The organism is Streptomyces sp. NPDC033177, assembly GCF_055577715.1.
Genome location: NZ_JBVIPS010000005.1, coordinates 539920 through 561854, shown reverse-complemented (window position 1 = coordinate 561854; position 21935 = coordinate 539920). Strand labels below are relative to the sequence as shown.

General features: G+C 69.4%; 21 protein-coding genes. 14 read left to right on the top strand and 7 right to left on the bottom strand.

From position 1 onward, the window contains the following. Positions 1-49 precede the first annotated feature (49 nt). Both ACZ5U5_RS20655 and ACZ5U5_RS20650 read right to left on the bottom strand, forming a co-directional pair. Positions 50-1066 carry an AraC family transcriptional regulator gene (locus ACZ5U5_RS20655; RefSeq protein WP_469023520.1) on the bottom strand — a complete coding sequence of 339 codons (1017 nt, stop codon included), beginning with the start codon at positions 1064-1066 and terminating at the stop codon, positions 50-52. A gap of 105 nt (positions 1067-1171) precedes the next feature. Further along, positions 1172-1543: a hypothetical protein gene (locus ACZ5U5_RS20650; RefSeq protein ID WP_469023518.1), complete on the bottom strand. Its 372-nt coding sequence runs from the start codon at positions 1541-1543 to the stop codon at positions 1172-1174. 285 nt (positions 1544-1828) lie between these two features. On the opposite strand from ACZ5U5_RS20650, the gene ACZ5U5_RS20645 reads away from it, so the two are divergent. Next, the gene (locus ACZ5U5_RS20645; RefSeq protein WP_469023515.1) at positions 1829-3673 is read left to right on the top strand and encodes an AMP-dependent synthetase/ligase; all 1845 of its coding nucleotides are present in this window, start codon (positions 1829-1831) and stop codon (positions 3671-3673) included. Positions 3674-3814: 141 nt separating this feature from the next. On the opposite strand, the gene ACZ5U5_RS20640 is transcribed toward ACZ5U5_RS20645, so the two are convergent. Next, positions 3815-4129 carry an AzlD domain-containing protein gene (locus ACZ5U5_RS20640; protein WP_469023513.1) on the bottom strand — a complete coding sequence of 105 codons (315 nt, stop codon included), beginning with the start codon at positions 4127-4129 and terminating at the stop codon, positions 3815-3817. Next, the gene (locus ACZ5U5_RS20635) at positions 4126-4890 is read right to left on the bottom strand and encodes an AzlC family ABC transporter permease (protein ID WP_469023510.1); all 765 of its coding nucleotides are present in this window, start codon (positions 4888-4890) and stop codon (positions 4126-4128) included. The genes ACZ5U5_RS20640 and ACZ5U5_RS20635 overlap by 4 nt, the downstream gene beginning before the upstream one ends. A gap of 114 nt (positions 4891-5004) precedes the next feature. Between ACZ5U5_RS20635 and ACZ5U5_RS20630 the strand changes: the two genes are divergently transcribed. Further along, positions 5005-5586 (top strand): helix-turn-helix domain-containing protein, encoded by a 582-nt coding sequence (locus ACZ5U5_RS20630; RefSeq protein ID WP_469023508.1) that lies wholly within the window; start codon positions 5005-5007, stop codon positions 5584-5586. 222 nt (positions 5587-5808) lie between these two features. On the opposite strand, the gene ACZ5U5_RS20625 is transcribed toward ACZ5U5_RS20630, so the two are convergent. Beyond that, positions 5809-6012 (bottom strand): cold-shock protein, encoded by a 204-nt coding sequence (locus ACZ5U5_RS20625; RefSeq protein WP_006138897.1) that lies wholly within the window; start codon positions 6010-6012, stop codon positions 5809-5811. 336 nt (positions 6013-6348) lie between these two features. Between ACZ5U5_RS20625 and ACZ5U5_RS20620 the strand changes: the two genes are divergently transcribed. Beyond that, positions 6349-7233 (top strand): menaquinone biosynthetic enzyme MqnA/MqnD family protein, encoded by an 885-nt coding sequence (locus ACZ5U5_RS20620; protein ID WP_469023781.1) that lies wholly within the window; start codon positions 6349-6351, stop codon positions 7231-7233. 103 nt (positions 7234-7336) lie between these two features. Beyond that, positions 7337-9004: a serine/threonine-protein kinase gene (locus ACZ5U5_RS20615; protein WP_469023505.1), complete on the top strand. Its 1668-nt coding sequence runs from the start codon at positions 7337-7339 to the stop codon at positions 9002-9004. 45 nt (positions 9005-9049) lie between these two features. Here the strand turns inward: ACZ5U5_RS20615 and ACZ5U5_RS20610 are convergent, their stop codons facing one another. Then, positions 9050-13759, bottom strand: a complete 4710-nt coding sequence (locus ACZ5U5_RS20610; protein WP_469023502.1) for an FtsK/SpoIIIE domain-containing protein — start codon at positions 13757-13759, stop codon at positions 9050-9052. 344 nt (positions 13760-14103) lie between these two features. Here ACZ5U5_RS20610 and ACZ5U5_RS20605 point away from each other — a divergent pair, with 344 nt between their 5' ends. From ACZ5U5_RS20605 to ACZ5U5_RS20580, 6 genes are all read left to right on the top strand, one after another. Beyond that, on the top strand, positions 14104-14406 hold the full coding sequence (locus ACZ5U5_RS20605; RefSeq protein WP_190085684.1) for a WXG100 family type VII secretion target: 303 nt from the start codon (positions 14104-14106) through the stop codon (positions 14404-14406). 128 nt (positions 14407-14534) lie between these two features. Continuing rightward, positions 14535-14873 (top strand): hypothetical protein, encoded by a 339-nt coding sequence (locus ACZ5U5_RS20600; protein ID WP_453445804.1) that lies wholly within the window; start codon positions 14535-14537, stop codon positions 14871-14873. Positions 14874-14876: 3 nt separating this feature from the next. Further along, a complete protein-coding gene (locus tag ACZ5U5_RS20595) occupies positions 14877-16265 on the top strand; it encodes a hypothetical protein (protein WP_469023498.1) in 1389 nt (462 codons plus the stop codon). Positions 16266-16321: 56 nt separating this feature from the next. Next, positions 16322-16993, top strand: coding sequence for a hypothetical protein (locus tag ACZ5U5_RS20590; protein ID WP_469023496.1), 672 nt, complete (start codon positions 16322-16324; stop codon positions 16991-16993). A gap of 24 nt (positions 16994-17017) precedes the next feature. Further along, positions 17018-17644 carry a hypothetical protein gene (locus ACZ5U5_RS20585; protein ID WP_469023493.1) on the top strand — a complete coding sequence of 209 codons (627 nt, stop codon included), beginning with the start codon at positions 17018-17020 and terminating at the stop codon, positions 17642-17644. A 2-nt stretch (positions 17645-17646) separates the two neighbouring features. Further along, the gene (locus tag ACZ5U5_RS20580) at positions 17647-18204 is read left to right on the top strand and encodes a hypothetical protein (protein WP_469023491.1); all 558 of its coding nucleotides are present in this window, start codon (positions 17647-17649) and stop codon (positions 18202-18204) included. An 81-nt stretch (positions 18205-18285) separates the two neighbouring features. On the opposite strand, the gene ACZ5U5_RS20575 is transcribed toward ACZ5U5_RS20580, so the two are convergent. Beyond that, complete coding sequence (locus ACZ5U5_RS20575; RefSeq protein ID WP_469023488.1) at positions 18286-18456, bottom strand: hypothetical protein; 171 nt, start codon at positions 18454-18456, stop codon at positions 18286-18288. 179 nt (positions 18457-18635) lie between these two features. On the opposite strand from ACZ5U5_RS20575, the gene ACZ5U5_RS20570 reads away from it, so the two are divergent. The 4 genes from ACZ5U5_RS20570 to ACZ5U5_RS20555 all read left to right on the top strand — a co-directional run bounded on the left by ACZ5U5_RS20570 (position 18636) and on the right by ACZ5U5_RS20555 (position 21900). Beyond that, entirely contained in the window at positions 18636-19394 is a 759-nt protein-coding gene (locus ACZ5U5_RS20570; protein WP_469023485.1) for a hypothetical protein, read from the top strand. Positions 19395-19566: 172 nt separating this feature from the next. Then, positions 19567-20232, top strand: coding sequence for a hypothetical protein (locus tag ACZ5U5_RS20565; protein WP_469023483.1), 666 nt, complete (start codon positions 19567-19569; stop codon positions 20230-20232). Further along, positions 20223-21296 carry a hypothetical protein gene (locus tag ACZ5U5_RS20560; protein WP_469023481.1) on the top strand — a complete coding sequence of 358 codons (1074 nt, stop codon included), beginning with the start codon at positions 20223-20225 and terminating at the stop codon, positions 21294-21296. The genes ACZ5U5_RS20565 and ACZ5U5_RS20560 overlap by 10 nt, the downstream gene beginning before the upstream one ends. 103 nt (positions 21297-21399) lie before the next feature. After that, the gene (locus tag ACZ5U5_RS20555; RefSeq protein ID WP_469023478.1) at positions 21400-21900 is read left to right on the top strand and encodes a hypothetical protein; all 501 of its coding nucleotides are present in this window, start codon (positions 21400-21402) and stop codon (positions 21898-21900) included. Positions 21901-21935 lie beyond the last annotated feature (35 nt).

Genomic DNA, 21935 nt, shown 5'->3' with positions numbered 1-21935 from the left:
GGCGACGACCGTAGTGACTGGTGGGTAAGTCCGGCGCTGGCGGGAGCGCTCAGCTTTGTTGACCCCGGTTCTCATAGCGGTAGGCCCCCGGTGTCGTCCCCGTCCACCGGCGGAACGCGCGGTGGAAGGCCGTGTCCTCGGAGAAGCCGAGCCGCGCGGCCAGCTCGGCGATGGGTTCCGTGCCCTCGGCGAGCCCGGCGATCGCCGCGTCACGCCGGACGGCGTCCTTCAACTGCTGGTACGAGGTGGACTCCTGGGCCAGGCGGCGGCGCAGCGTCGCGGGGCTCACCGCGAGGCGGGCGGCGATCTCGCCGAGGGAGGGGAGGCGGGGGGACGTGCGCAGGGCGCGGGCGAGGGCGCGGCGTACCTGTTCGGCGACCGTCGTCCCGTACTCGCGCCGCGAGAGGAGGTCGAACGGCGCGCGGCCCAGCATCCCCTCAAGCGCCGCCTCGTCCCGGATCAGCGGCGCGGCCAGCCAGCGCTCGTCGAACCCGGCACCTGTGCGCGCCGCGCCGAAGCGGACCGGACAGCCGAAGAGGAGCCCGTACTCGTCCTTGTGCGGGGGAGGGGGATGCCCGAACTCGGCCCAGTGGAGCGGGATGCGGCGGCCGATCAGCCAGCTGCACAGGCGGTGCCAGATGATCACGAGGCACTCGGCGAGGAAGTAGTCCCGTTCGAGGTCGTTGCGCACGGCGAAGACGGCGCTGCCCGTGCCGCGGTGCTCCAGCGTGAGGTCGGGGCCGCCGGAGAACAGCCCGTAGAACGTGACGCCCCGCTCCATCGCGGCGCCCAGGTCACGGCAGCCGAGCGAGGCGTGGCACATCATCGCGAAGGTGCCGGGCCTGCTGACCGCCGAGCCGAGGCCGAGGAACTCGTCGCCGGTGGCGCGGTACAGCTCCCGGAAGAGGCGGGCGAACTGGACCTCGGTGATGCGGGCCCGGTCGTCGCCGAGGAGCAGCGGGGGTATCTGGGCCGTGCGGAGCAGCGGGACGGTGTCGATTCCGTGGCGCTCGGCGCCGTGCAGCATGGCACGGACGTGGGGGACGGTGATGGTCCGGCTGGGCATGGGGGTTCCTTCCCCGTACCGGGCTCTCTCGAACTCCGACGGTCAGACGCCGGACAGGCTTGCGTCCGCCGGTCAAGCGTCGGTCAGGCGCCGGTCAGACTCTGGTCAGACTCCGGCCAGGCCCGCGAGCACTCCGAAGCCGACGGGCAGCAGGAAGGCGATGCGCCCGTACTCGGGCCGCCGCTTGTCCGCCCGGCGCAGGTAGGTCGCGAATCCCGCGGTGACGATGCCGAACGTCACCGCGTACAGCAGGGTGTCGGTGGTCGACATCCCGCTCCAGCCGTCGGAGAGCAGCGCGGTGAGCGTCATCGCGCCCCCGAACAGCGCGGCACCGGCCAGTGCGTCATCGCCGGTGAGCACCAGCGGTGCCGTGCTGCCGTGCCGCTCCTTGCGCCAGACCTGGAAGACCAGGACGGCGATCAGGACGATCTGCACGGCGACGGCCAGCATGAACGAGGCCTTGAAAGTGGTTTCCATGGGTCATGTCCCCCCTTGGTGTTCATCGCGGCGCGATGGCCGACACCGGTCGACACCGCCCTGGTCAGGGGCGGTCTGGCGTCAGGCTTGCTAGGGATACTGATCCCGGGGCCCCTGGGGCGACAAGGGTTTTGAGGATCTTCAGAGGGTCCGCGGAGGGCCCTCGCAGGATCTTCGGAGGGTCTTCGGAGGGGCTTCGGGCGGGGTGGACTGAGCTCCGCGGCCAACTCCGCTGACGCTTCCCGCCATCCCGCGACGGCCCGCCCTGTCCCTAGCGTCGTACGCATGCAGCCCACGGAGTGTCCCGAGACCCTGGCCGTGCTCACCGAGTGGGCGGCCGACCGCCACGGCAAGCTGCCGGCCCTCCGCTTCAAGTCCGCAGGCGGGACGTGGGAGGAGGTCTCGTACGAACAACTCCGCACTCGAGTGAGGGACTTCGGCGCACGCCTCCTGGCCGCGGGAGTGCGCCCGGACGACCGCGTGGCGATCCTCGCCGAGACCCGCCCCGAGTGGACGTACGCCCACTTCGCCGTCTTCGCGGCGGGCGCGGTGGTCGTCCCCGTCTACCCGACGGCGGGTGACGAGGAGGTCGAGTGGGTCGTCAAGGACTCCGACGCCTCGGTGGTGATCTGTGAGAACGCCGCGCAGGCCAAGAAGATCGAGCGCCTGCGGCCGGGGCTGCCGGGCGTACGGCACGTGCTGCTGATGACGCAGGGGGAGGGAGAGGGGGAGGAGGGGACCGAGAGGAGCCGCGAACCGCAAGCGCCTGACGCCCTGCTGGAACGCGCCCGGGGCCGAGTCCCCGCCGACCTCGCCACCATCATCTACACCTCCGGCACCACCGGTCTCCCCAAGGGCTGCCTCCTCACGCACGGCAACCTCGGCGCCGTACAGTCCGCCACCCTCCCCCTGATCGAGGCGGGCCCCGGCGACTCGACGTATCTCTACCTCCCCCTCGCCCATCTCCTTGCCCAGCTCATCGAGTTCACGACCCTCATCGAGGGCGGCGAGCTCTGCTTCTTCGGCGGGAAGATCGAGAACGTCGTCGCCGAGCTTGCGGAGGCGAAGCCGACGCATCTGCCGTCCGTGCCACGCCTGTTCGAGAAGGTGTACTCGGTGGTGTTGTCCCTCGCGGAATCCCAGGAAGGGGGCCGCGAGCGGTTCGAGGAGGCGATACGCATCGGGGTCCTCGCGGCGGACGGCGTCCTGCCGCCCGATCTCCGGGACGCGTACGAGGAGGCCGACAAGACCCTCTACGGACTGGTCCGGCAGGCGCTCGGAGGGCGCGTGAGGTGGGCGCTGACGGGCGGCGCGCCCATCGCGCCGCACGTCGTCGACTTCCTGCGGGCCTGCGGGATCGCGGTCTACGAGGGGTACGGCATGACGGAGTCGGCCGGTGTGATCAGCCTGAACCACCCCGGTGCGGTCCGGTATGGCACGGTGGGCCGCCCCGTCGAGGGCTGCGAGGTCCGTATCGCCGACGACGGAGAGGTGCTTGCCCGGGGCGAGATGGTCTTCCCCGGCTACCACGGGAACCCCGCGGCCACGCGCGATGCCGTGGACGACGAGGGCTGGCTGCACACCGGCGACCTGGGTGCCCTGGACGCCGACGGCTACCTCAGCATCACCGGCCGCAAGAAGGACTTGATCATCACCTCGGGCGGCAAGAACCTCACCCCGTCCCTCAGCGAACTGGCGGTACAGCAGTCGCGTTTCGTGTCCCGCGCGGTGATGGTGGGCGACAAGCGCCCGTATCCGGTGGCCCTGATCACGCTGGACGCGGAGGAGATCGGCGGCTGGGCGACCCGGAAAGGTATGGAGCTGACCGAGCCTCCCTCCCGGGACCCGCACGTCCGCGCCCTGATCCAGGAGGTGGTGGACGCGGCGAACGCGACGGTCTCCCGCCCGGCCCGCATCCGCGATTTCGCCTTGCTGGACGAGGACTTCACGGTGGAGGCGGGTTTGCTCACGCCGAGCCTGAAGGTACGAAGGCACGCGGTGACGGAGCGGTACGCGGGGCTGGTGGAGGAGCTGTACGGGAGGGACGGGACGCGGCAGGAGCAGCCGACCGGCGGGACCCCGCCGGGTCCCACGGCTACGCAACCCCCGCCAGCCACAGCAGCGCCGTAGTGGCCGCCGCGCCGATCACAACCACGGCGAAGGGGGCCTTGCGCCAGTACGCCGCTGGGCCGCGCCCACCCGGCGAACCCGTGCCCGTCGGTGAGTGCTTCGGTGGCGAGCAGCCGGTCGGGACCTTGCCGGGGCCCGCGGTTACGAAACGCCCGCTAGCCGCAGCAGCGCCGTAGTGGCCGCCGCGCCGATCACGACCACGGCGAAGGGGGCCTTCCGCCAGGCGAGGACGCCGCCCGCCAGTACGCCGACGGGACGCGCCCACCCGGCGAAGCCGTGGCCCTCGGTGAGTGCTCCGGTGGCGAGCAGCGCGACGAGCAGGACCACCGCGCCGACGGCCAGCAATTCCTGGATCCGGGCGGGCAGTTCGACGCGGCCGTGCAGCAGGGGGCCCGCGAGGCGGAAGGCGTATGTTCCAGCGGCGAGGACGAGGACGCAGGCGAGGTAGGCGTTCATGAGGCGCTCCTCTCGGAGGGGCGGGAAGGACGCGCGGGACGTCCCGGTCCGCGCCGCGCCGCGAGGAGGCCGAGGAGAGCGAGGAGTACCGGCACCCCGGCGGGCAGCCATGGAGCGGCGGCCACCGCGATCACCGCACCGGCGGCCGCCGCCCGCCGCGTCATGCTGTCGCCGCGCAGGGCGGGCAGCACCAGGGCGAGCAGCACGGCGGGGAACGCGGCGTCGAGCCCGAAGCGGGCGGTGTCGCCGATCGCGGAGCCGGCGAGCGCGCCCCCGAGGACGCTGACGTTCCATACGGCGAACAGACCGAGCCCGGATATCCAGAACGCGGCCTTGCGCCGCTTCTGGTCGGGCTGGGCGAGTACGAAGGCCGCCGTCTCGTCGGTGATGAGGTGCGCGCCGAGGAACCGCGCGGCCCAGGACCGGCCCAGGCTGTCGGCGACGGCCAGGCTGAACGCGGCCGTACGGGAGTTGAGCAGCAGACCGGTCGCTGCGGCGGCCACCGGACCGCCGCCCGCCGCGAGAATCCCGACCGCGCTGAACTGGGCGGAGCCCGCGTACACGAGCAGCGACATCAGGACCGGCACCCAGACCGGCAGGCCGCCCGCGACGGCGATCGCGCCGAAGGAGACGCCGACGACGGCGTCGGCCAGCCAGACGAGGGCGATGTCGCGCAGGACGCCGCGGGGAAGGTGAGAGAGGCGTACGAAACCGTCGTTCGTTCGGTGGGGTGGGCTGTCTGTTCGGTGTGGCGAACGCATACGTCGTAGGATGGGCGCAGCGGGCTACGTTCGTCAAGGCGAACGATCAGTCCGCTGTAGCGAACGAGGCTGAGGCCAAAGTGGTGAGGGAGCGGTTCGGCATGTGGGTACGGCATGACTGACGGCAAGGGCGGCGGCACGGCCCGGTCCCGGCTGCCCCGCGAGTGGGTCGCGGCCGCGTTGCGCCGGGAGCGGGCCAAGGCGGGGCTCTCCCTCTCCGAGCTGGCCAAGCGCGCGGGGGTCGCGAAGTCGACGCTGTCCCAGCTGGAGGCGGCCACGGGCAACCCCGGCATCGAGACGCTGTGGGCCCTGGCGGTGGCGCTCGGCGTGCCTTTCAGCGTGCTGGTGGAGTCGCCCGCACCGGAGGTGACGGTGATCCGGGCAGGGCAGGGCCCGACGATGCACGCCGAACGCGCCTCGTACGCGGGGACGTTGCTGTCGGCGGGACCGGCCGGTGTGCGGCGCGACATCTACCACGGGGCCATGGAACCGGGCTCCGCGCGGGAGTCCGACCCGCACATCCCCGGCTCGGTGGAACACCTGGTGGTCAGCACGGGTCGCCTCTTGGCCGGCCCCCGCGACGAACAGGTGGAGCTGTCGGCAGGCGACTACATGTCCTACCGAGGAGACGTCCCCCACGCCTACGAGGCCTTGGCCCCAGCCACAACATTCGTACTGATCATGCAGCACACGTAGAGCGCCCCGTAAGGGGCGCGGGGAACGGCGCGACCAGCCACGGCGAACCCGCAGAAAAAAGAGCTCCCCAGCCAAGGCCCAAGACCCAAGGCCCAGGGGCCAGAAAAAGGCAGGAGCCCCGTCTTCCGCTTTCGCGGGAGACAGGGCTCCTTGGGTACTGCTATCCATGTCCGGATCAAGTCACCGGAACTGTCACACGCCCCACGCGAATGGGGCGCCCCACTACATGGGGGTGACGTTCTCCGCCTGCGGACCCTTCGGGCCCTGCGTGACGTCGAAGCTCACGGCCTGGTTCTCCTCAAGGGAGCGGAAGCCGTTTGCGTTGATCGCGGAGTAGTGGACGAAGACGTCGGGGCCTCCGCCTTCCTGGGCGATGAATCCAAAGCCCTTTTCGGCGTTGAACCACTTCACGGTTCCGGTAGCCATAAGCCCTCCTTGGGCCAAAGGGTTGCCCTGCTCCAGAACCTGCGATTGTTGAAACAACTGCATAAGTCTGAAAACGACGAGAGCCTGCGGGTTACATGCTCCGCAGGCTCTGTACTGCAAGGGAAACCAAACTGCAACTTGCGGCGAGCTTAGCACGCAGGCAGCCGAATGCAATAGGGGGCTAGATCACGTCACCCGGATGTTTGACGGACCCCCCAGAGGGGTTGACGGGCCAGGTCGAAAGCTCTTGACAAGAACGGGATCGGGGCCCCGCTTTCTGCACCGTACCGCAAGGGGGCTAGCCTCCCCGATGTGGACAATTCTCCCGTTGACGCCATCGCCGCGGAGGGCTCAGATCAGCTCCCCGGTCACCGCCGCACCCCCCGGCCGCGCGTCGGTCACATTCAGTTCCTGAACTGCATGCCTCTGTACTGGGGGCTCGCGCGGACCGGCACGCTGCTCGACTTCGAGCTCACGAAGGACACCCCTGAGAAGCTCAGCGAGCAGTTGGTGCGGGGCGATCTCGATATCGGGCCCGTGACGCTCGTCGAGTTCCTCAAGAACGCCGACGACCTCGTCGCTTTCCCTGATCTCGCGGTCGGCTGCGACGGCCCGGTGATGTCCTGCGTGATCGTCTCGCAGGTGCCGCTGGACCAGCTGGACGGAGCGAGGGTCGCGCTCGGCTCGACCTCGCGCACCTCCGTGCGCCTGGCGCAGCTGCTGCTCGCCGAGCGCCACGGCGTGCGCCCCGACTACTACACGTGTCCGCCGGACCTCGGAGTGATGATGCAGGAGGCGGACGCCGCCGTGCTCATCGGGGACGCGGCGCTGCGGGCCAACCTGATCGACGGCCCGCGGCTCGGTCTCGACGTGTACGACCTGGGCCAGATGTGGAAGGACTGGACGGGGCTGCCGTTCGTCTTCGCGGTCTGGGCGGCGCGCAAGGACTACGCGGCGCGGGAGCCGGCCGTGGTGCGCGAGGTGCACAAGGCGTTCCTCGCCTCGCGTGACGTCTCGCTGGAGGAGGTCGGCAAGGTCTCCGAGCAGGCCGCGCGCTGGGAGGCCTTCGACGCGGGGGTTCTGGAGAAGTACTTCACGACGCTCGACTTCCGTTTCGGCAGCGCGCAGTTGGAGGGCGTCGCGGAGTTCGCGCGCCGGGTGGGCGACACGACCGGGTTCCCCGCGGACGTGCGGGTGGAGCTGCTGGGCGCCCAGCGGTAGCGAGCGGGTTCCACGGGCGGGCCCGCGGACTACCCTGAGCTGCAGACAGTGCGCGCGGCTCGGTGGCCGCGGCCGTGCGGCGCGTCCGGGGGAGGCCTTCGTCATGCACCCGCTCGATCCCGGTGAACCGACCGTCATCGGGCCCTACCGACTGCTCGGCCGCCTCGGCTCGGGCGGCATGGGCCGGGTCTATCTGGGACGCAGCGCGGGCGGCCGTACGGTCGCGGTGAAGGTCGTCCATCCGCACTTCGCGCTGGACGAGGAGTTCCGCGCCCGCTTCCGGCGCGAGGTGGAGGCGGCGCGGCGGGTGGGCGGCGACTGGACCGCGCCGGTCCTGGACGCCGATCCGGAGGGGGCAGTTCCGTGGGTGGCCACGGGATACGCGGCGGGCCCCTCGCTCACGGAGGCTGTACGCGACCAGTCCGCGCTCCCGGCCCATTCCGTACGCGTACTGGTGGCGGGCCTGGCCGAGGCGCTCGCCCACGTGCACGGTCTGGGTCTGGTCCACCGTGACGTGAAGCCGTCGAACGTCATGCTCACGATGGACGGGCCCCGGCTGATCGACTTCGGCATCGCGCGGGCGACGGACGGCACGGCCTCGCTCACGTCGACGGGCGTCTCCGTCGGTTCGCCCGGCTACATGGCGCCGGAGCAGATCCTCGGCAAGGGGGTGGCCGGGGCGGCGGACGTCTTCTCGCTGGGGGCGGTCCTGGTGTTCGCGGCGACGGGGGCATCGCCCTTCCCCGGTGACTCGTCCGCCTCGCTGCTCTACAAGGTCGTACACGAGGAGCCGGAACTCGGGCCGCTGACAGGGGAGCTGCGGGACCTCGCCCGGCAGTGCCTGGCCAAGGACCCGGGGGCACGCCCCGCGCCGGAGGAGATCGCACGGCGGCTCGCGCCCTCGGGTGTGGCCGGCCTGGTGGCGGCCGGCTGGCTGCCGGGCCCGCTGGTCGAGCGGGTCAGCAGGAGCGCGGTGCGACTGCTTGACCTGGAGACGGAGGGGGCCGGGGTCGCGGAACAGCAGTCGGGCCCGGTGCCGTTCGGCCCACCGAGCACACCCGCGCCGGCGATCGGTTTCGGCCCCCCGGACCCGTCGTACGCAAATGTCCCGTCCCCGTCCCCACCCCCATACGTCCCGACGGAGACGTCAACGCCCCCCTCGGGAGCGCCCGGCAGGGTGTCCGTCTCGGTCGCCGCGACGTCCACGCCGAGCGGGGCCGACGGGCGTGGCCGCAAGGTCAGTTGCACGCTGGTCCTCGGCGTGGCGGGCGCGCTCGCCGCGGTGACGGTCGGTTCGGTCTTCGTCTTCGGCCTGCTCCCGGGCAACGACAACGACGAGGCGAGCGACGCGGGAGGCCGGCCCCCGGCGGCGTCCGCGAGCGAGCAGCCCGGCGGCGACGGCGCGGACCAGGGGGCAGCTGAGGTCCCCGCGTCCTACCGCGGCACCTGGGAAGGCCAGGCGACCGCGGCGAACGGCGCCGTCCCGATGGGAACGTTCAGCCTGAAGGTGGAGCGCGGCAAGGTCGGCGAGCGCTTCGCCGTCATGACGCAGACCGACCAGCTGGGCGGGGTCTGCGCGGTGGACCTGACCCTGAAGTCGGTGACGGAAAAGGAGATCGTGGCCGAGGGGAAGGGCCAGGCGAAGAGCGCCGCTCAGTGCACGAAGAACACCCACACGGTGCGCCTGCGCCCCAAGGGCGACACCCTCCTCTACCTCTCCGAGAACGAGAAGTCGGGCAACCCGAAGGCCACTCTGTCCCGGGTGAACTGACGGGCGGCAGTTCTCGCCGGCCGCCGCCCGTCCGCCCTGCCCGCGTCACATCGGCGTAGTGACGGTGACCGGTTCCCCGCTGCCCGTGTGCAGGAGGCCCTTGCCCGGGGCGATGGGACCGCCGACCATGCTTCGGGTCGTGCGGATGCCGATCAGTTCGCCGCTCGATGAGTCCTGGGGCGAGAGCAGGATGCCTCGACGGCCCTTCTTCGCCTCCACCTGCCAGCCGGAGAAACCGCTGCAGACCTCCTCCTCGTCGCCGCCGATGACGAGGCCGAGGCCCCGCTCTGAGCCGCGCTGGACCAGGCGCTTGAACTCGCGTTCGGCGTCGCAGTCCTCCAGGACCTCGCCGTCGTCGATGATCCAGATGATCGGGTCCTCGGGCGTCGCGGACTCCACGACCTCCTTGAAGTCGTCGCTCTCGATGTCGTCGTCCTTGAAGACCTTCAGGATGCCTTCCTGGCCTTCGAGTTCACGCAGCGGCGAAGGCCGCGGGGCCGCGATCACGAGGCGTACGCCCTGGGTCATGTAGGAGCGGGCAAGGTTCATCAGGGTCGTGCTGCGGCCCGACTTGGCCGGGCCCGCTACGACGAACGTCGGCACGCCCTGCGCGAGGTCGGGGCCGAAGCCCATGATGTCGTCGCCGCCGATGCCCGCGAGCGCCCAGAGCTTGGAGCGCGAGGCTTCCGGGTCCCGCATCTCCCACGCGTCGGCGAAGTTGATGCGGCTGGGCAGGCTGTCCACGCGGAACGGCTTGCGGGCGCGCGGCACGTCCGCGTCCCGCACGGCCGCCGCCTCGCCGATCTCGGTGAGCGCAGCGGCCTGGCCCTGGCCCGTGGAATCCTCGGCGAGCAGGGCGAACTGCGTCTCCGTGCCGTGCTCGTTCTTGAAGCCACGGCCCGGCGGGATCTCCTCCGGCACCTTGCGCGCGTTCATGCCGAGCATCGAGAAGTCGGAGCGGTCGGCGAGCCGCAGGCCGTACTTGTCCTCGGTGAGCGAGGCCATGCGGCCGATGAGGACCTGGCGGTCACCGGTGATGACCAGGTGGATGCCGACGCTCGCGCCCTCGCGCATCATCGCCTGCAGTTCGTCGGTCAGCTCACCGTGGTCGTACTCGCCGAGGGTCGGCAGCCAGCCCTCCCAGCGGTCGAGCAGCACGACGATGTGCGCGAGGCGCTCCTCCTCCGGCACCGCGGCCCGCTGCTCGCCGATGTCGGCGAAGCCCTTGTCGGCCAACAGGTCCTGGCGGCGCGTCACTTCACCCTTGAGACGGGTGATGAGGCGCACCGCGCGCTCGGTCTGGTTACGGCTGACGACGGCGCCGCAGTGCGGAAGCCGGGTCAGCGCGTTGAGCGCGCCGTTGCCGCAGTCGATGCCGTAGAGGTGCACGTCGGCGGACGAGTGCGTACGGGCGATGGAGCCCGCGATCGTACGGAGGATCTGCGAGCGGCCACTGCGCGGGGCGCCGCCGATGAGCAGATGCCCGAACGTCTCGAAGTTGACCGCGACCGGGCGGCGTGCCTGATCGGAGGGGATGTCCTCAAGACCGAACGGCGCGGGTGCGAGCGCGCCCGGCTTGTCGCTCGCGGCGGGCCGCGGGATCTCGTCGAGCTGCAGCGTCTCGGAGAGCGCCGGCAGCCACGGGCTGTGCTGCGCGGGGATCCCCATCGTCGCGTTCGCGTCCCGCACGGCGTCCACGAGAACCTTCAGGTCGGTGATCTCCTCCTCCTCGCGCGCCGCGGCCTTGGGCTTCACGAGCGCGGCACGGCCGAGGTCCTCCCACCCGAGGGAACCCGCCCACGGCGCGAGCAGCGCCGGATCGGTGGCGCCGGGCCTGCGGCCACCGACACGCCCTGACTGGAAGGGGACGAGCGAGGCGTGACCGAGGCGGACGTAGGCGCGGCCGGGCGTGCTCTTGGCGATGTGTCCTGCCGCCGGGTCGTCGATGACGTCGGCGGACTCGGCGCCGTCCGTCACGCGCAGCGCGATGCGGAGGTTGGTGTTGGCGCGGATCTCGGGCGACACGACACCGGAGGGCCGCTGCGTGGCGAGCAGCAGGTGGATGCCGAGCGAACGGCCACGCTGGGCGATGTTGACCAGACCCGTCACGAAGTCGGGCAGGTCACGCACCATGGAGGCGAACTCGTCGATGACGATGAGGAGCCGGGGCACGGGCGGGTGCGAGGGATCGCGGCGCACCAGATCCTGGTAGTCCTCGATGTCCTTGGCGTCGGCGGCGGCCAGGATGTGCTCACGCCGCTTGAGCTCGGCGCCCAGCGACTCCAGGGCGCGCTCCACGAGGTGCGCGTCGAGGTCGGTGACCATGCCCACCGTGTGCGGCAGCTTCACGCAGTCCTTGAACGCGGAGCCGCCCTTGTAGTCCACGAGGACGAAGGTCATGTTCTCGGGGGTGTTGGCCACCGCGAGCGCCGCCACGATGGTCTGCAACAGCTCCGACTTACCGGAACCGGTCGTACCGGCGATCAGGCCGTGCGGCCCGTCACGCCGCATGTCGATGCCGAAGGGCCCGTCGTACGACTCACCGATGACGGCCATCGTCGACTGGCCGTTCACCTGCCAGCGCGCGGTGATCTGGTCGGCCGTCGGCGGCTCGAGCTGGAGCACGTCGAGCAGCCGGCTCGACCCCGGAAGCGCCGAGTCCTCGGTCTCACCGCTGATGTCGCGCAGCGGCGAGAGCGCCCGCGCGAGGCGTCCGCACCAGGCGGGGGACACGAAGTCGGGGCGTACGGAACGGATGCGGGCGGCGTCGGTCCGCTCGACGCGCAGCCGCAGTTCGAGGGGCTTGTCGGCGCCCTGCTCGCTGTCGTCGGCACTCCGGTGCCAGGCCTGGAAGGACGGGAAGCCGCCGGGAGCGGCCGGGGCGGGCTGCGGGGCCGACGCGGTGGGCCGGGCCGGCAGGCTGATCTCCTCCGGCCGCGGCTCGGCGATCACGACTGCCTGGCACTCGCCGGGCAGGAACCGCTCCTCGTCGTCGAGGCAGAGCGCGTACATCGACACGGCGGGGCCCTCGCGCAGCAGCTTCACCACACCGGGCATGGACCGCAGCCGCCGGGACCCGTCCCACACCACGACGATGTCGGGGTCTCCGAAGGAGGCGGCGCCGCCCCGGTTGTTCTCCTTGGCCGCCTTCTGGCGGGCGGCGAGTATCTGGGTCAGCTCGCCGATGCGGGAGCCGACGGTCTCGGCGTCCGTACCGATCAACACGTTGGCGTCCTGCGATCCGGAGGGCCGCGAGTGCGGCAGCCAGCGCATCCAGTCCCAGGTCTCGCGCGCCGAGTTCTCGGTCAGCACGTAGAACTGGACGTCCAGCGGGCTGTGCAGGACCGCGCTCTGCGCGACCGCCCAGCGGCCGAGCGCCTGCGCGGAGTCACCGGGTCCGGCCATGCCGATCACGCCGAGATCGCGCAGCGAGAGCGCGACGGGCGCGTCCTCGATCTTCCACGTGACCTCGCGCTTGTGGTCGTCCTGCTCGGGGTCGTCCAGGACGACCTCGGAGTCGATGCGCCCGGTGCCGACGCGGATCAGCAGATGGTCCCCGTCGGTCCGCCGCCGCTCCCACAGCCGCGTACGGGGGCCGGTGCTGAGGGAGAGGATGCCCGCCGGGCTGAGGATGGCCTGCCGCTTGTCGAGCCGCTCGGCGACGAGGGCTTCCTGGGCGTCCTTCTCGATCCGCTCCTTGTGTTCGTTGTACTCCTTGACCTGCTTGGCATGGGACTTGCGCCCGTGCTTCTTGTCCATGAAGTAGTTGCCGAACAGGATCAGCGGGCTGAGCAGCGCCATGATCAGGTAGTACCAGCGCCCGAAGATCATCACGGATACGACGGCACCGACGAGCGGCGTGAGCGCCATCAGCCAGGGCAGTGGGCGCGCCTCGAAGTCACGTACCGGACTCGGCAGCCTGAATTTCGTCTGACGCTCGGGGGGACGGAGTCGGGGCGGCCGGTTGTAATCAAGTCCGGCGCCGTCCTCCGACCATTTCAGAGCGGCATTGGGCGGCGTATAGCGGTCGAGTTCGAAAAGGGTGTTGCCGACGGCGATCTGTGCACCGAGCGGCCATTCCCCTTTCTTCCACGCATTCCCGCCCGAGTCCTTCTCGACGTCGCTGTCGGCACTGTCGGCGGTGTCGCGCTTCTTCTTCTTTTTGCCCGGCTTGTTGCTTTTCTCGTTCTTCTCGGCTTCTTCTTCGAGTTCGTCGTACTTCTTGCCGTCGAGGGTCACGCCGCCTTTGTCACCATGTACGGCGACTTGGCAGGTGCCATCGGTTGCAACTGACAACGTCAGGGCGCGCGAGGGCAGTTCCGGATCATCGATGCGGATGTACGAGGCGGGTCCGCTGCCGATGTCGTAGCGGCCGATCCCGAGCCGGTGCACCGCGCCGGCCGCGGGTCCGCCCGCGATGCGCAGTTCGACCAGGCCGGTGGGCTCGCCGGGCAGGCAGCCCGCCGGATCGTGCAGGCTGACGACGGCGCCCTCGCGCAGCGGGGACGTCCCGATGGTCGCGGCGGCGTCAATGGGATAGCCGTCCACGAAGACGATCGGCGCCCCGCCCTGGCCGGTGCCGGGCTGGAGTTGGTGCCCGCCGATGGGGATGATCTGGGCGTCGCCGCCGCCGTACCCCACCTGTGCGGCCAGCTCCTTGGCGATGTCCCCCACGGAGGACTCAGGATCGGCGTCGAGCACGACGTCGGCGTTCGCGCCGCCGAGCGGATCGACGACGGTCAGAGTCAGGCGCACGATCGTCCTCCCCTTGAGCCCCTTTTGACCGCTTCCGGGTTGCTTCCGGACGTGCTTCCGGAGTCGCTCCCGGAGTGCGGCCACAGTGGCTTGTCCACAGTGCCTGTGAGGCTGTCCACAGTGCCTGTGACGATAGCCGCTCCACCCTTCCCGCAGGCAACGGGCTGTGCACCAGCTCATAGCAGAGCTGTGACTCAACCGGGGTGTGCTCACTTCTGCCCCACCCGTAAGCTGCTGACCCAAGAGCGGAAGATCGCATGAACGGCCGGACGGCCTTCACGCGGCCCGCACGGAGGAGCCAAGGGGGATGGCCCTGCGGCGAGTTGGATTGGATGTGAAGCCACATGGCCAAAGACGCCGATATCACCTATGAGGAGATGCGGACCGCGGCGGGCAAGCTGAACGACGCCAAGGACAAGATCGACGAGAAGCTCGACGCTCTCGAGCGTTACGTCGAGAACCTGGTGAAGAACGGCTACACGACTCGCAAGGGTTCGCAGGCCTTCGAGGACTCCTTCAAGGAGTTCAAGAAGGGCGCCAAGGACACCATCGAGGGCCTCACGGGCATGGGCAAGTTCCTGACCAGCGCCGCGAAGGCGTACGAGGACCTGGACGACGACCTCGCCAAGGGCGTCAAGGGCAAGTGATCCCGCCCTGGGGCGAGTGATCCGGCCCCAGGACGTGTGATCCGGCCCTCGGGCAGGTGAGCAACCCGGTGCGATGGGCCGCCGCATTCCGCGGCGGCCCATCGCACCGGTCGTATGTCGGTAGTGCGATGCATGGGGGCGCTGTGGGTGGCGGTGGCGACCGGGCCAAGCTGGACCTTGACGTGATCAAGGGCATGGGCACCGGGCTCAACAACGTGAAGAAGGCCTTCGACGGCCTGGAGGATCTCGGCGGTCAGTACGAGGACGACTTCGGGAACGGCGATCTGGCCGACAAATTCGGGGATTTCGCCGACAACTGGAAGCTGAGCCGCAAAAGGCTGACGGACGAGGTCGACGCGCTCGCGCAGATCGCCAAGGCCGCCGCCGAGGCGTACGAGGACATCGACCATCAGCTGGCCGAGGCGATCCGCGGCGCGGACGACCCCAAGTCGAAGAAGAAGGGCTGACCCATGGCCGGACGTCCACGCGATTGGCACCCGGTCGCGGACAACGACCCCGTTCCCGGTGACGCCGACCGGGTCGCGAACCTGGGGAAGAAACTCCGCAAGACCGCCGACGAGCTCGAGAAGCAGATCAGGAACATCAAGGCGGTCTCCGAGGTGGAGGCCTGGGACAGCAAGGCGGGCAAGGAGTTCCGCGAGAAGGCCCAGGGCAACGTAAAGAAGCTGGAAGCCGCCTTCAAGCGTTACGACACGGCGGCGGACGCCTTCGGCAGCGAGGTCACGGAGGTCGGCGGCAGGTTCGACGACAAGCTGCACGCCAAGCCGAAGAACTACGCCTCGGACCTGAACCGGGCCCAGGAGATGGCGGACCTGGCGCTCAAGGAGGCGCAGGACGCGGACGAGCGCAAGAGCGCGAGCCAGAAGAGCCTGGACGGCCTCTCCGACAAGGAGAAGAAGGACAGCAAGGACGACGGCAAGGACGAAAAGAAGAAGCTGGAGGAGGCGCGGGACGCCGCGGGCGACGAGATCGAGGCCGCCCGGCAGAAGATCAACCAGGCCAAGAAGGTCCGGGACGACGCGGCGAAGCGGGCGCGTGACGCGATCGAGGACGTCATCGCCGACGACTCGTTGAAGGACGGGTTCTGGGAGACCCTCGTCGACGACATCAAGTCGGTGACGGAGCTGATCTCCACCGTCTGCGGAATCCTTTCCCTGGTGGTCGGCTGGATTCCCGTCATCGGGCAGGCGCTGGCCGGTGTCCTTGGCGCGATAGCCATGATCGCCACGCTGATCACCACGATCTGCACCATCATCCAGGTCTTCCAGGGCAACGCCGACTGGATGGACGTGGGCCTGGCGGCCGTCGGCTTCCTGCTGATGGGCGTGGGCAAGGCCTTCTCGAAGGTGGCGGGCAAGTTCGCCAAGACGGCACTCGGCAAGATGGGCCGGGCCGGAAAGGCGCGGACCACGAAGCAGGTCACCAGGGCGAACAAGAACCTGCGCAAGCTCTCGGGCAAGAAGTTCAAGCTGGAGAAGGGCGAGGGCTGGAAGTCCCTCAAGGAGCCTTTCACCGAGCCGTTCTCGAAGGCGGCCTGGAGCAAGAATCTCAAGACCCTCAAGCCCGGCGGCGGAAACTTCGCGGCCGCGCGGAACGAACTGGCGGAGCGGGGCGGCGGAAGCGCCTTCAAGGGCATCGGGAAGTCGTTCTCCATGGCCGACCCCGGTGTCGCGTCCGACCTGAAGGCCATCAAGTCGGGAGCGGCCGGACTCGGTAACTTCGACGTCAATGCCGTGAGCCAGATCTCGAAGACGGCGACGCGTCTGGGGGTCACCGGAGCGGGCATCACGCTGGCCGGCCTCGGCCTTGACGGTAACCTCAACCCGCTCGTGGCCTGAGCCTCGCCGACGTGTTCGGGCCTGAGTCCTCCCCACCGCACCGAAGAAGGAACGCAGTGAACACACCAGACGACGACGTCCCGGCGCTGTCCGAGGATTTCGCGGTCCGCATCGACCTCCAGCCCGGCTGGGTCGACCTGACGCTGCGCGAGGCCTCGAAGGCCGAGGCGAAGGCACTCGCCACGAAGACCGTCAACGAGCTCAACCCGCTCTCCCTGGAGATCGAGAAGAGCGCGGTCTTCGACGACATGGCCGAGCGTGCGCTCAACCTCAACGAGGACGCTCCGGCGCTGGCGGCTGCGTACTACTCCGAGAGCGGCGAGGGCCTGATCAGCCTCGCGGTCGACTCGTACGGGGACGAGGGAGTGCCGCGTCCCACGGCGGACGAGGTGCTGCCCCTGCTTCTGGAGTGGGAGAACGGCGAAGTCGTGGGCGAGCCGGAGGTGACCCGCCTGGAGCTGGCGGCGGGCCCCGCGATGCGGGTCCAGGCGACGCTGAAGATCAAGCGGATGCTCGGCCTCGGCCGCCGCATCACCGAGTTCGTGAAGTACGCGGTGTTCCCGCCCGGCATGCAGAGCCTCGTCGTGGTGACGGCGACGTGGGAGAAGATCCAGCTGACGGAGGAGAACGCGGCTCGCGTGGACGAGATCGTGCCGACGCTGCGGCTGGACCTGGTGGACGAGGACGGAAACGAAATCGCCCCGAAGCCCGAGCCCGAACAGCCCTGAGCCCTGATTGAGTTCTGGAATCCGATGAAGAACGCCAGCGAATTCACTTCGCCGCCCTCCGACTACAACGTCATCGTCCCCGACGGCTGGTTCCAGCTGCCGCTCGCGCCCGAGCACCGCGACCAGGGCATCATGGCGCTCGCGGACCAGCAGTTCCGGGGCGTGGACAACGCCCCGCACATCAAGAAGCAGTTCATGCGGGAGATGCAGCGCAAGGCCAAGGGTGCCTACGGCATCGGCGGCACCGAGCTCTACATCTCCACCCTGGCGGTCGGTCAGCTTCCGCTGGCCTCCTCGCTGCTGATCAGCATCCCGGGCCCCGACGAGTGGCCGAAGATCTCGGGCCCCGAGGAGTTGGCGGAGCATCTGGCGAGCAAGGACGGTTCCGACGAGCCGCAGGACGAGACCGCCGAGCTGGGTGTGGTGACCCTGGCGGCGGCGGGACGTGCCGTGCGTCAGCGCCGCAGGGAACTGTCGGACGCGTCCGCCCAGTTGGGCAGCACCCTGCCGAACACGCTGGTCACGTACTACGTGCCGATCCCCGCCACCCAGAGCTGGCTGCTCCTGAACTTCTCCACCCCCGTGGACCCGCTCGCGGACCGGATGGTGGAGCTGTTCGACGTGGTGGCGGGCACGCTGCACTGGGACTGACGATGACGCAGACGCAAGACAACTCCCGCTTCCGCCCCCGCGACGGCTTCGGCATCGCGGCCGCGGTGCTGGTGCTCGCCGCCCTGGCGGCCGGCTTCCTCTGGGCCAAGGGCGCCTGGCGCACGGTGATCCGTGAGTCCCCGGGCCTGATGGTGGACTGGCCGGGGGGTGCGTGGGTTTTCGGAGCCATGGCCGGGGTGCTTGCGGTGGCCGGAGCGTGCGGCGGCCTGTGGGCAGCCGACGCGCTGCAGGGCAACGAGCCCCCGAGGCGTATCGCACGTCGCGTGGCGAAGGGCGTGTGCTGGGCACTGCCGGTGATCGTGACGGCGTACATCATCTCAGCACTGGCGGGTCGCAACTGCAGCTCCTCCAGCCCTACTTGTCGCGAGATCGACGGCGCCTATCCAGCTCTCCTCGCCTACGCTGTCACTGCCGCGGTCCTGGCCTGGGCGGCCTACCGATTCCGCTCGACCCGCGAGGAACAACGCCGAGCCGCACACCAGGCACGGCTGCGAAAGCTGCGAAAGAAGGGCAAGGGAAAGAGCCGGGAAGCACGGTAGCCTCCGAGCCCCCGTACCTGCCCGCCCCGCACCTGACCCGCTTCGCCGGGTCGTCGAGTCGGGCGGCCGCCGCGACGACAATCACCGATCCCAGTCCGTGAAGTCCGCCACTACCGGTGCCTCGTCGGTGACGCGGCCCGCCTTGTCGAGCATCTCCCGGCGCAGGCGGTTGAGTGACTGCCGGGCGAAGGTCTGCAGGCCGTCGTCACTCGTCGTCGCGATGACGCGGGTGATCTCCTCCCGCGCCGCCATGTTGGCGCACAGTTCATCGGCATCGCCGATTCCGCGGAGCTTCTTGGCGTCACGACACGATGACGGTCCGCGGGAATCCGGTGAATCACGCCGATTCCTCCCCTGGTGGAAGCAAGAACCCCACAGCTAACGTCATCCACTCCGTCACCACACGACCCTCACCCCCACCAGGAGCCCCAGTGAACGGACGCACGCTGCCCTACTCCGTTTCCCTCACCGCAGCAGCCATGCTCCTTCTGACGCTGACGGCCTGCGGAAGCGGCGAAGAGGACAAGGGAGAGGGAGACAAGGGCAAGGGCTCTGACAAGGCGGCGGGCTCCTCCGCACCTTCCGAAGAGAAGAAGCCCACCAAGACGGCCGAGCAACTCGCCCTCGCCAAGAACGAAGTGCCTGCCCACGCCATGGTGGAGCCCTCCGACAACTTCGTCTTCGCGAAGTCGAGGGACACCATCAAGCTCGACAAGACCGCCTGCGCCTCGCTGGGGTACGCGATGAACCAGTTCCCCGTCGGCGACACCCAGGACAGCTTCGTCCGTGTCGCCGAGAAGAAGGAGTTCGACGGCGCCTTCACCTACGTCACCCTCGCGACATACGCGCCCGGGAAGGCCCAGGAGGCCATGGCCGACATGAACAAGGCGGTCGGCGCATGCAAGGGCGGCTTCACGGCGAAGGGGGACAAGGCCTCCAGCAAGTACGAGTCCATCACCCCCGAGACCACCGGAACCGCACCTACCCCCGGCGCCGACGACTCCCTGGCCTTCAGGACCACATCCGCATACAAGGGCGACGTGCACACCATGCGCACGCAGGCCACCCGGCACGGCGACACCATCGCCCTCTACTACGCGGTGGACGGCAACGCGTTCATGCAGTCCCGCTCCGGCGACGCGAAGATCTTCCCGGCCGTGGTCAAGTCACAAGAGGGAAAACTCAGTTGACCTCCCCGCGGGATCGGGCGGGGTTCCCGCACAGTGACTTCGCGCGCGTCACGACACGATGACAGTTCACCGAAATGGGATGTCTTGCCCCGCTATCGACTCTGGTGGAACCAGCAACCCCACCGATAACGTCGGCGCTTTGGAGACCCCCTCGCCCCACCGGGAGCCGACCGTGAATCGCCGCACCATGCCTGTCGCCACCGCGCTCGCCGCTACCGCAGCCCTGCTCCTGACCGCTTGTGGCAGCGACGACGACGGCTCCAAGGGCAACGACAAGATCGCCGGCGCCGACCAGGGGAAGCCGAAGAAGTCGGCGGAGCCGTCGGCCGCTCCGGCAGAGGAGAAGCCGGACGGCGTGGATCTGACGCTGCCCAAGGACATCAACCTTGTCTTCGACTGGAAGAAGCCGAACGACAAGGACGAGGCCGCGGCACTGGATGATGCCCGGCACTTCGTGCAGTCGATCTATCGGGGAGTCGCGGAGCAGAAGGCCAACGACCCGGCCGTCTCCGCCTACGCGATGGACAAGGGGCTCAGTTACGCCCGCACCCAGATCCAGGGCCGCATCGACGCAGGACTGACCTCCACAGGCACTCGTCGCCACTTCCAGGAGAAGGTGCGGAAGTCACCGAACGGCAATGCGGTCGAGGTCTCGTTCTGCGTGGACTCCAGCAAGTTCTACTCGAAGGAAGTGAAGTCGAAGAAGGTGCGCAAGGGGACACCCGGAGCGGCTTCGTACGACTTCTTCAAGATTATTATGTCCAAGTTCCCGGGGGATGATGACTTGTGGCGCGCTTCGGTCGTGTACGTGACGGAAAAGGCGGGCCAATGCGCCTGAACCGAGCCGCGATCGCCTGCCTCACTCTGTCCGTCGCCATCAGCGGTCTCCTGGCGAGCGGGGTCGCCCACGCCGACGAAGACTTCGGCAACGGCAAGGGCGGCGAGAAGGAGGAGCAGGGCGGCAGCGACAGCACCGGCATCTTCGCGGCTGCCAAGGTCCAGTACTCCGGAGCCGTCACCAAGGACGGCAGCAGCGGAAACGTCACCTCTGCCGACGTCAACTGGAACCCGCCGCCCTGCTGGTACGCCCCGTACCTCGGCGCCAAGGACTTCAAGAAGAAGATGTCCGCGAACATCAAGGATCAGCTGGATACCCCCGGACTGGGCTCGGGGGGAACCGCTCTGGGGCAGCTCCAGCGCCACTACGAGGACAACTTCGGCTGGACGGACACCCCCGGCTACAAGGACTACAACGTCGAGAAGGACGGCGAGGGGATGTTCTGGGCGGGCGTCGAGAACCCCAATGAGCCGGACGCTCTCGCGCGGATGTCATGCTCCGACATTCCCTTCTGGGTCGACAACGGTGAGCCGCCACCGCCCCAGCACGAGGAGGCCATCACCCCGGAGATGCTCGCGGCGCTCGCCTATCAGCACATGGAGCTCCCGGGCACCAAGGTCACCCTCGCACCCGAGGCTGTCACCAAGGTGAATCTGCCCACGTGGGCCTGGCTCGACAAGGCCGTCTTCGACGACGTCAAGGCGACGGCGGAGATCAACGTCCCCGGCTTCAACCTTCAGGCGACCACGACCGCCACCCCCAAGTCCCTCACGCTCGACCCCGGCACCAAGGACGCCACCACGATCCCCGCGAGCGGCGAATGCCCCATCGTCGACGGCAAGATCGGCGAGCCCTACGCCAAGGGCAAGTCCAAGGAAACCCCGCCCTGCGGCATCACGTATCGCCGCTCCTCCGGCGGCGCCACGTACCCACTCAAGGCCTCCCTCACGTGGGAGATCAGCTGGACAGGCACGGGCCAGGCGAATGCGGTGGGCATGCCCAACGGCACGATCGAGGCCGTCCAGGACATCGAGGTCGAGGAAATCCAGTCCATCAACCGCTGACTAGTCGCTCCCTTCGCGCAGCCCGACGCGATCAGCGGTCCTGGGTACCGGGCCCGGGAAGGTGCGGCGCGGGAGACGAGCGGCTCCTCCTAGGGTGACCCGCATGTATATCTCACCTCGCGCAACGGAGGGCGGCCGCGGCCACCGGCTCGCTCTCGGCACGATGCTGTTCCTCATCATGCTCATGCTTGGCGTGGGAATGACGGCCACGGCACTGAACAGCGAGGTCGGAGTGCTCATGCGGGTCGGCATGGGGGCGGGGGCGGTATCGACGTACACGGCGGCCTGGTGGTGCGCCCGCTACTGGTACGCCGCCTTCTGCCAGGGGCGCCGCGCGGAACCGGTGCCGGAGCCCAACCCCTGGCCCTGGGCGCTGCCTTACGTGGTTCTGTTCGTGTCGTTCGTCGTCGTCGGCGTGCGCCAGCTGACCGGGGGCAATGACGGCGGCTGGTTCGCCCTCGGGTTCGCTGCGATGCTGTGCCTGCCGGTGATCATCGCCGTGGCGGCGGGACCACGGACCCTGGCCCGCGCACCGCGGCGAGGTACTCCCACCGCCCCCGTCGAGCCGCCGCGCCCGCGACGGGATTGGGGCCCGATCGGCTGACCCGGCAGCGACTCGCCCTCGACGTCACCCACCAC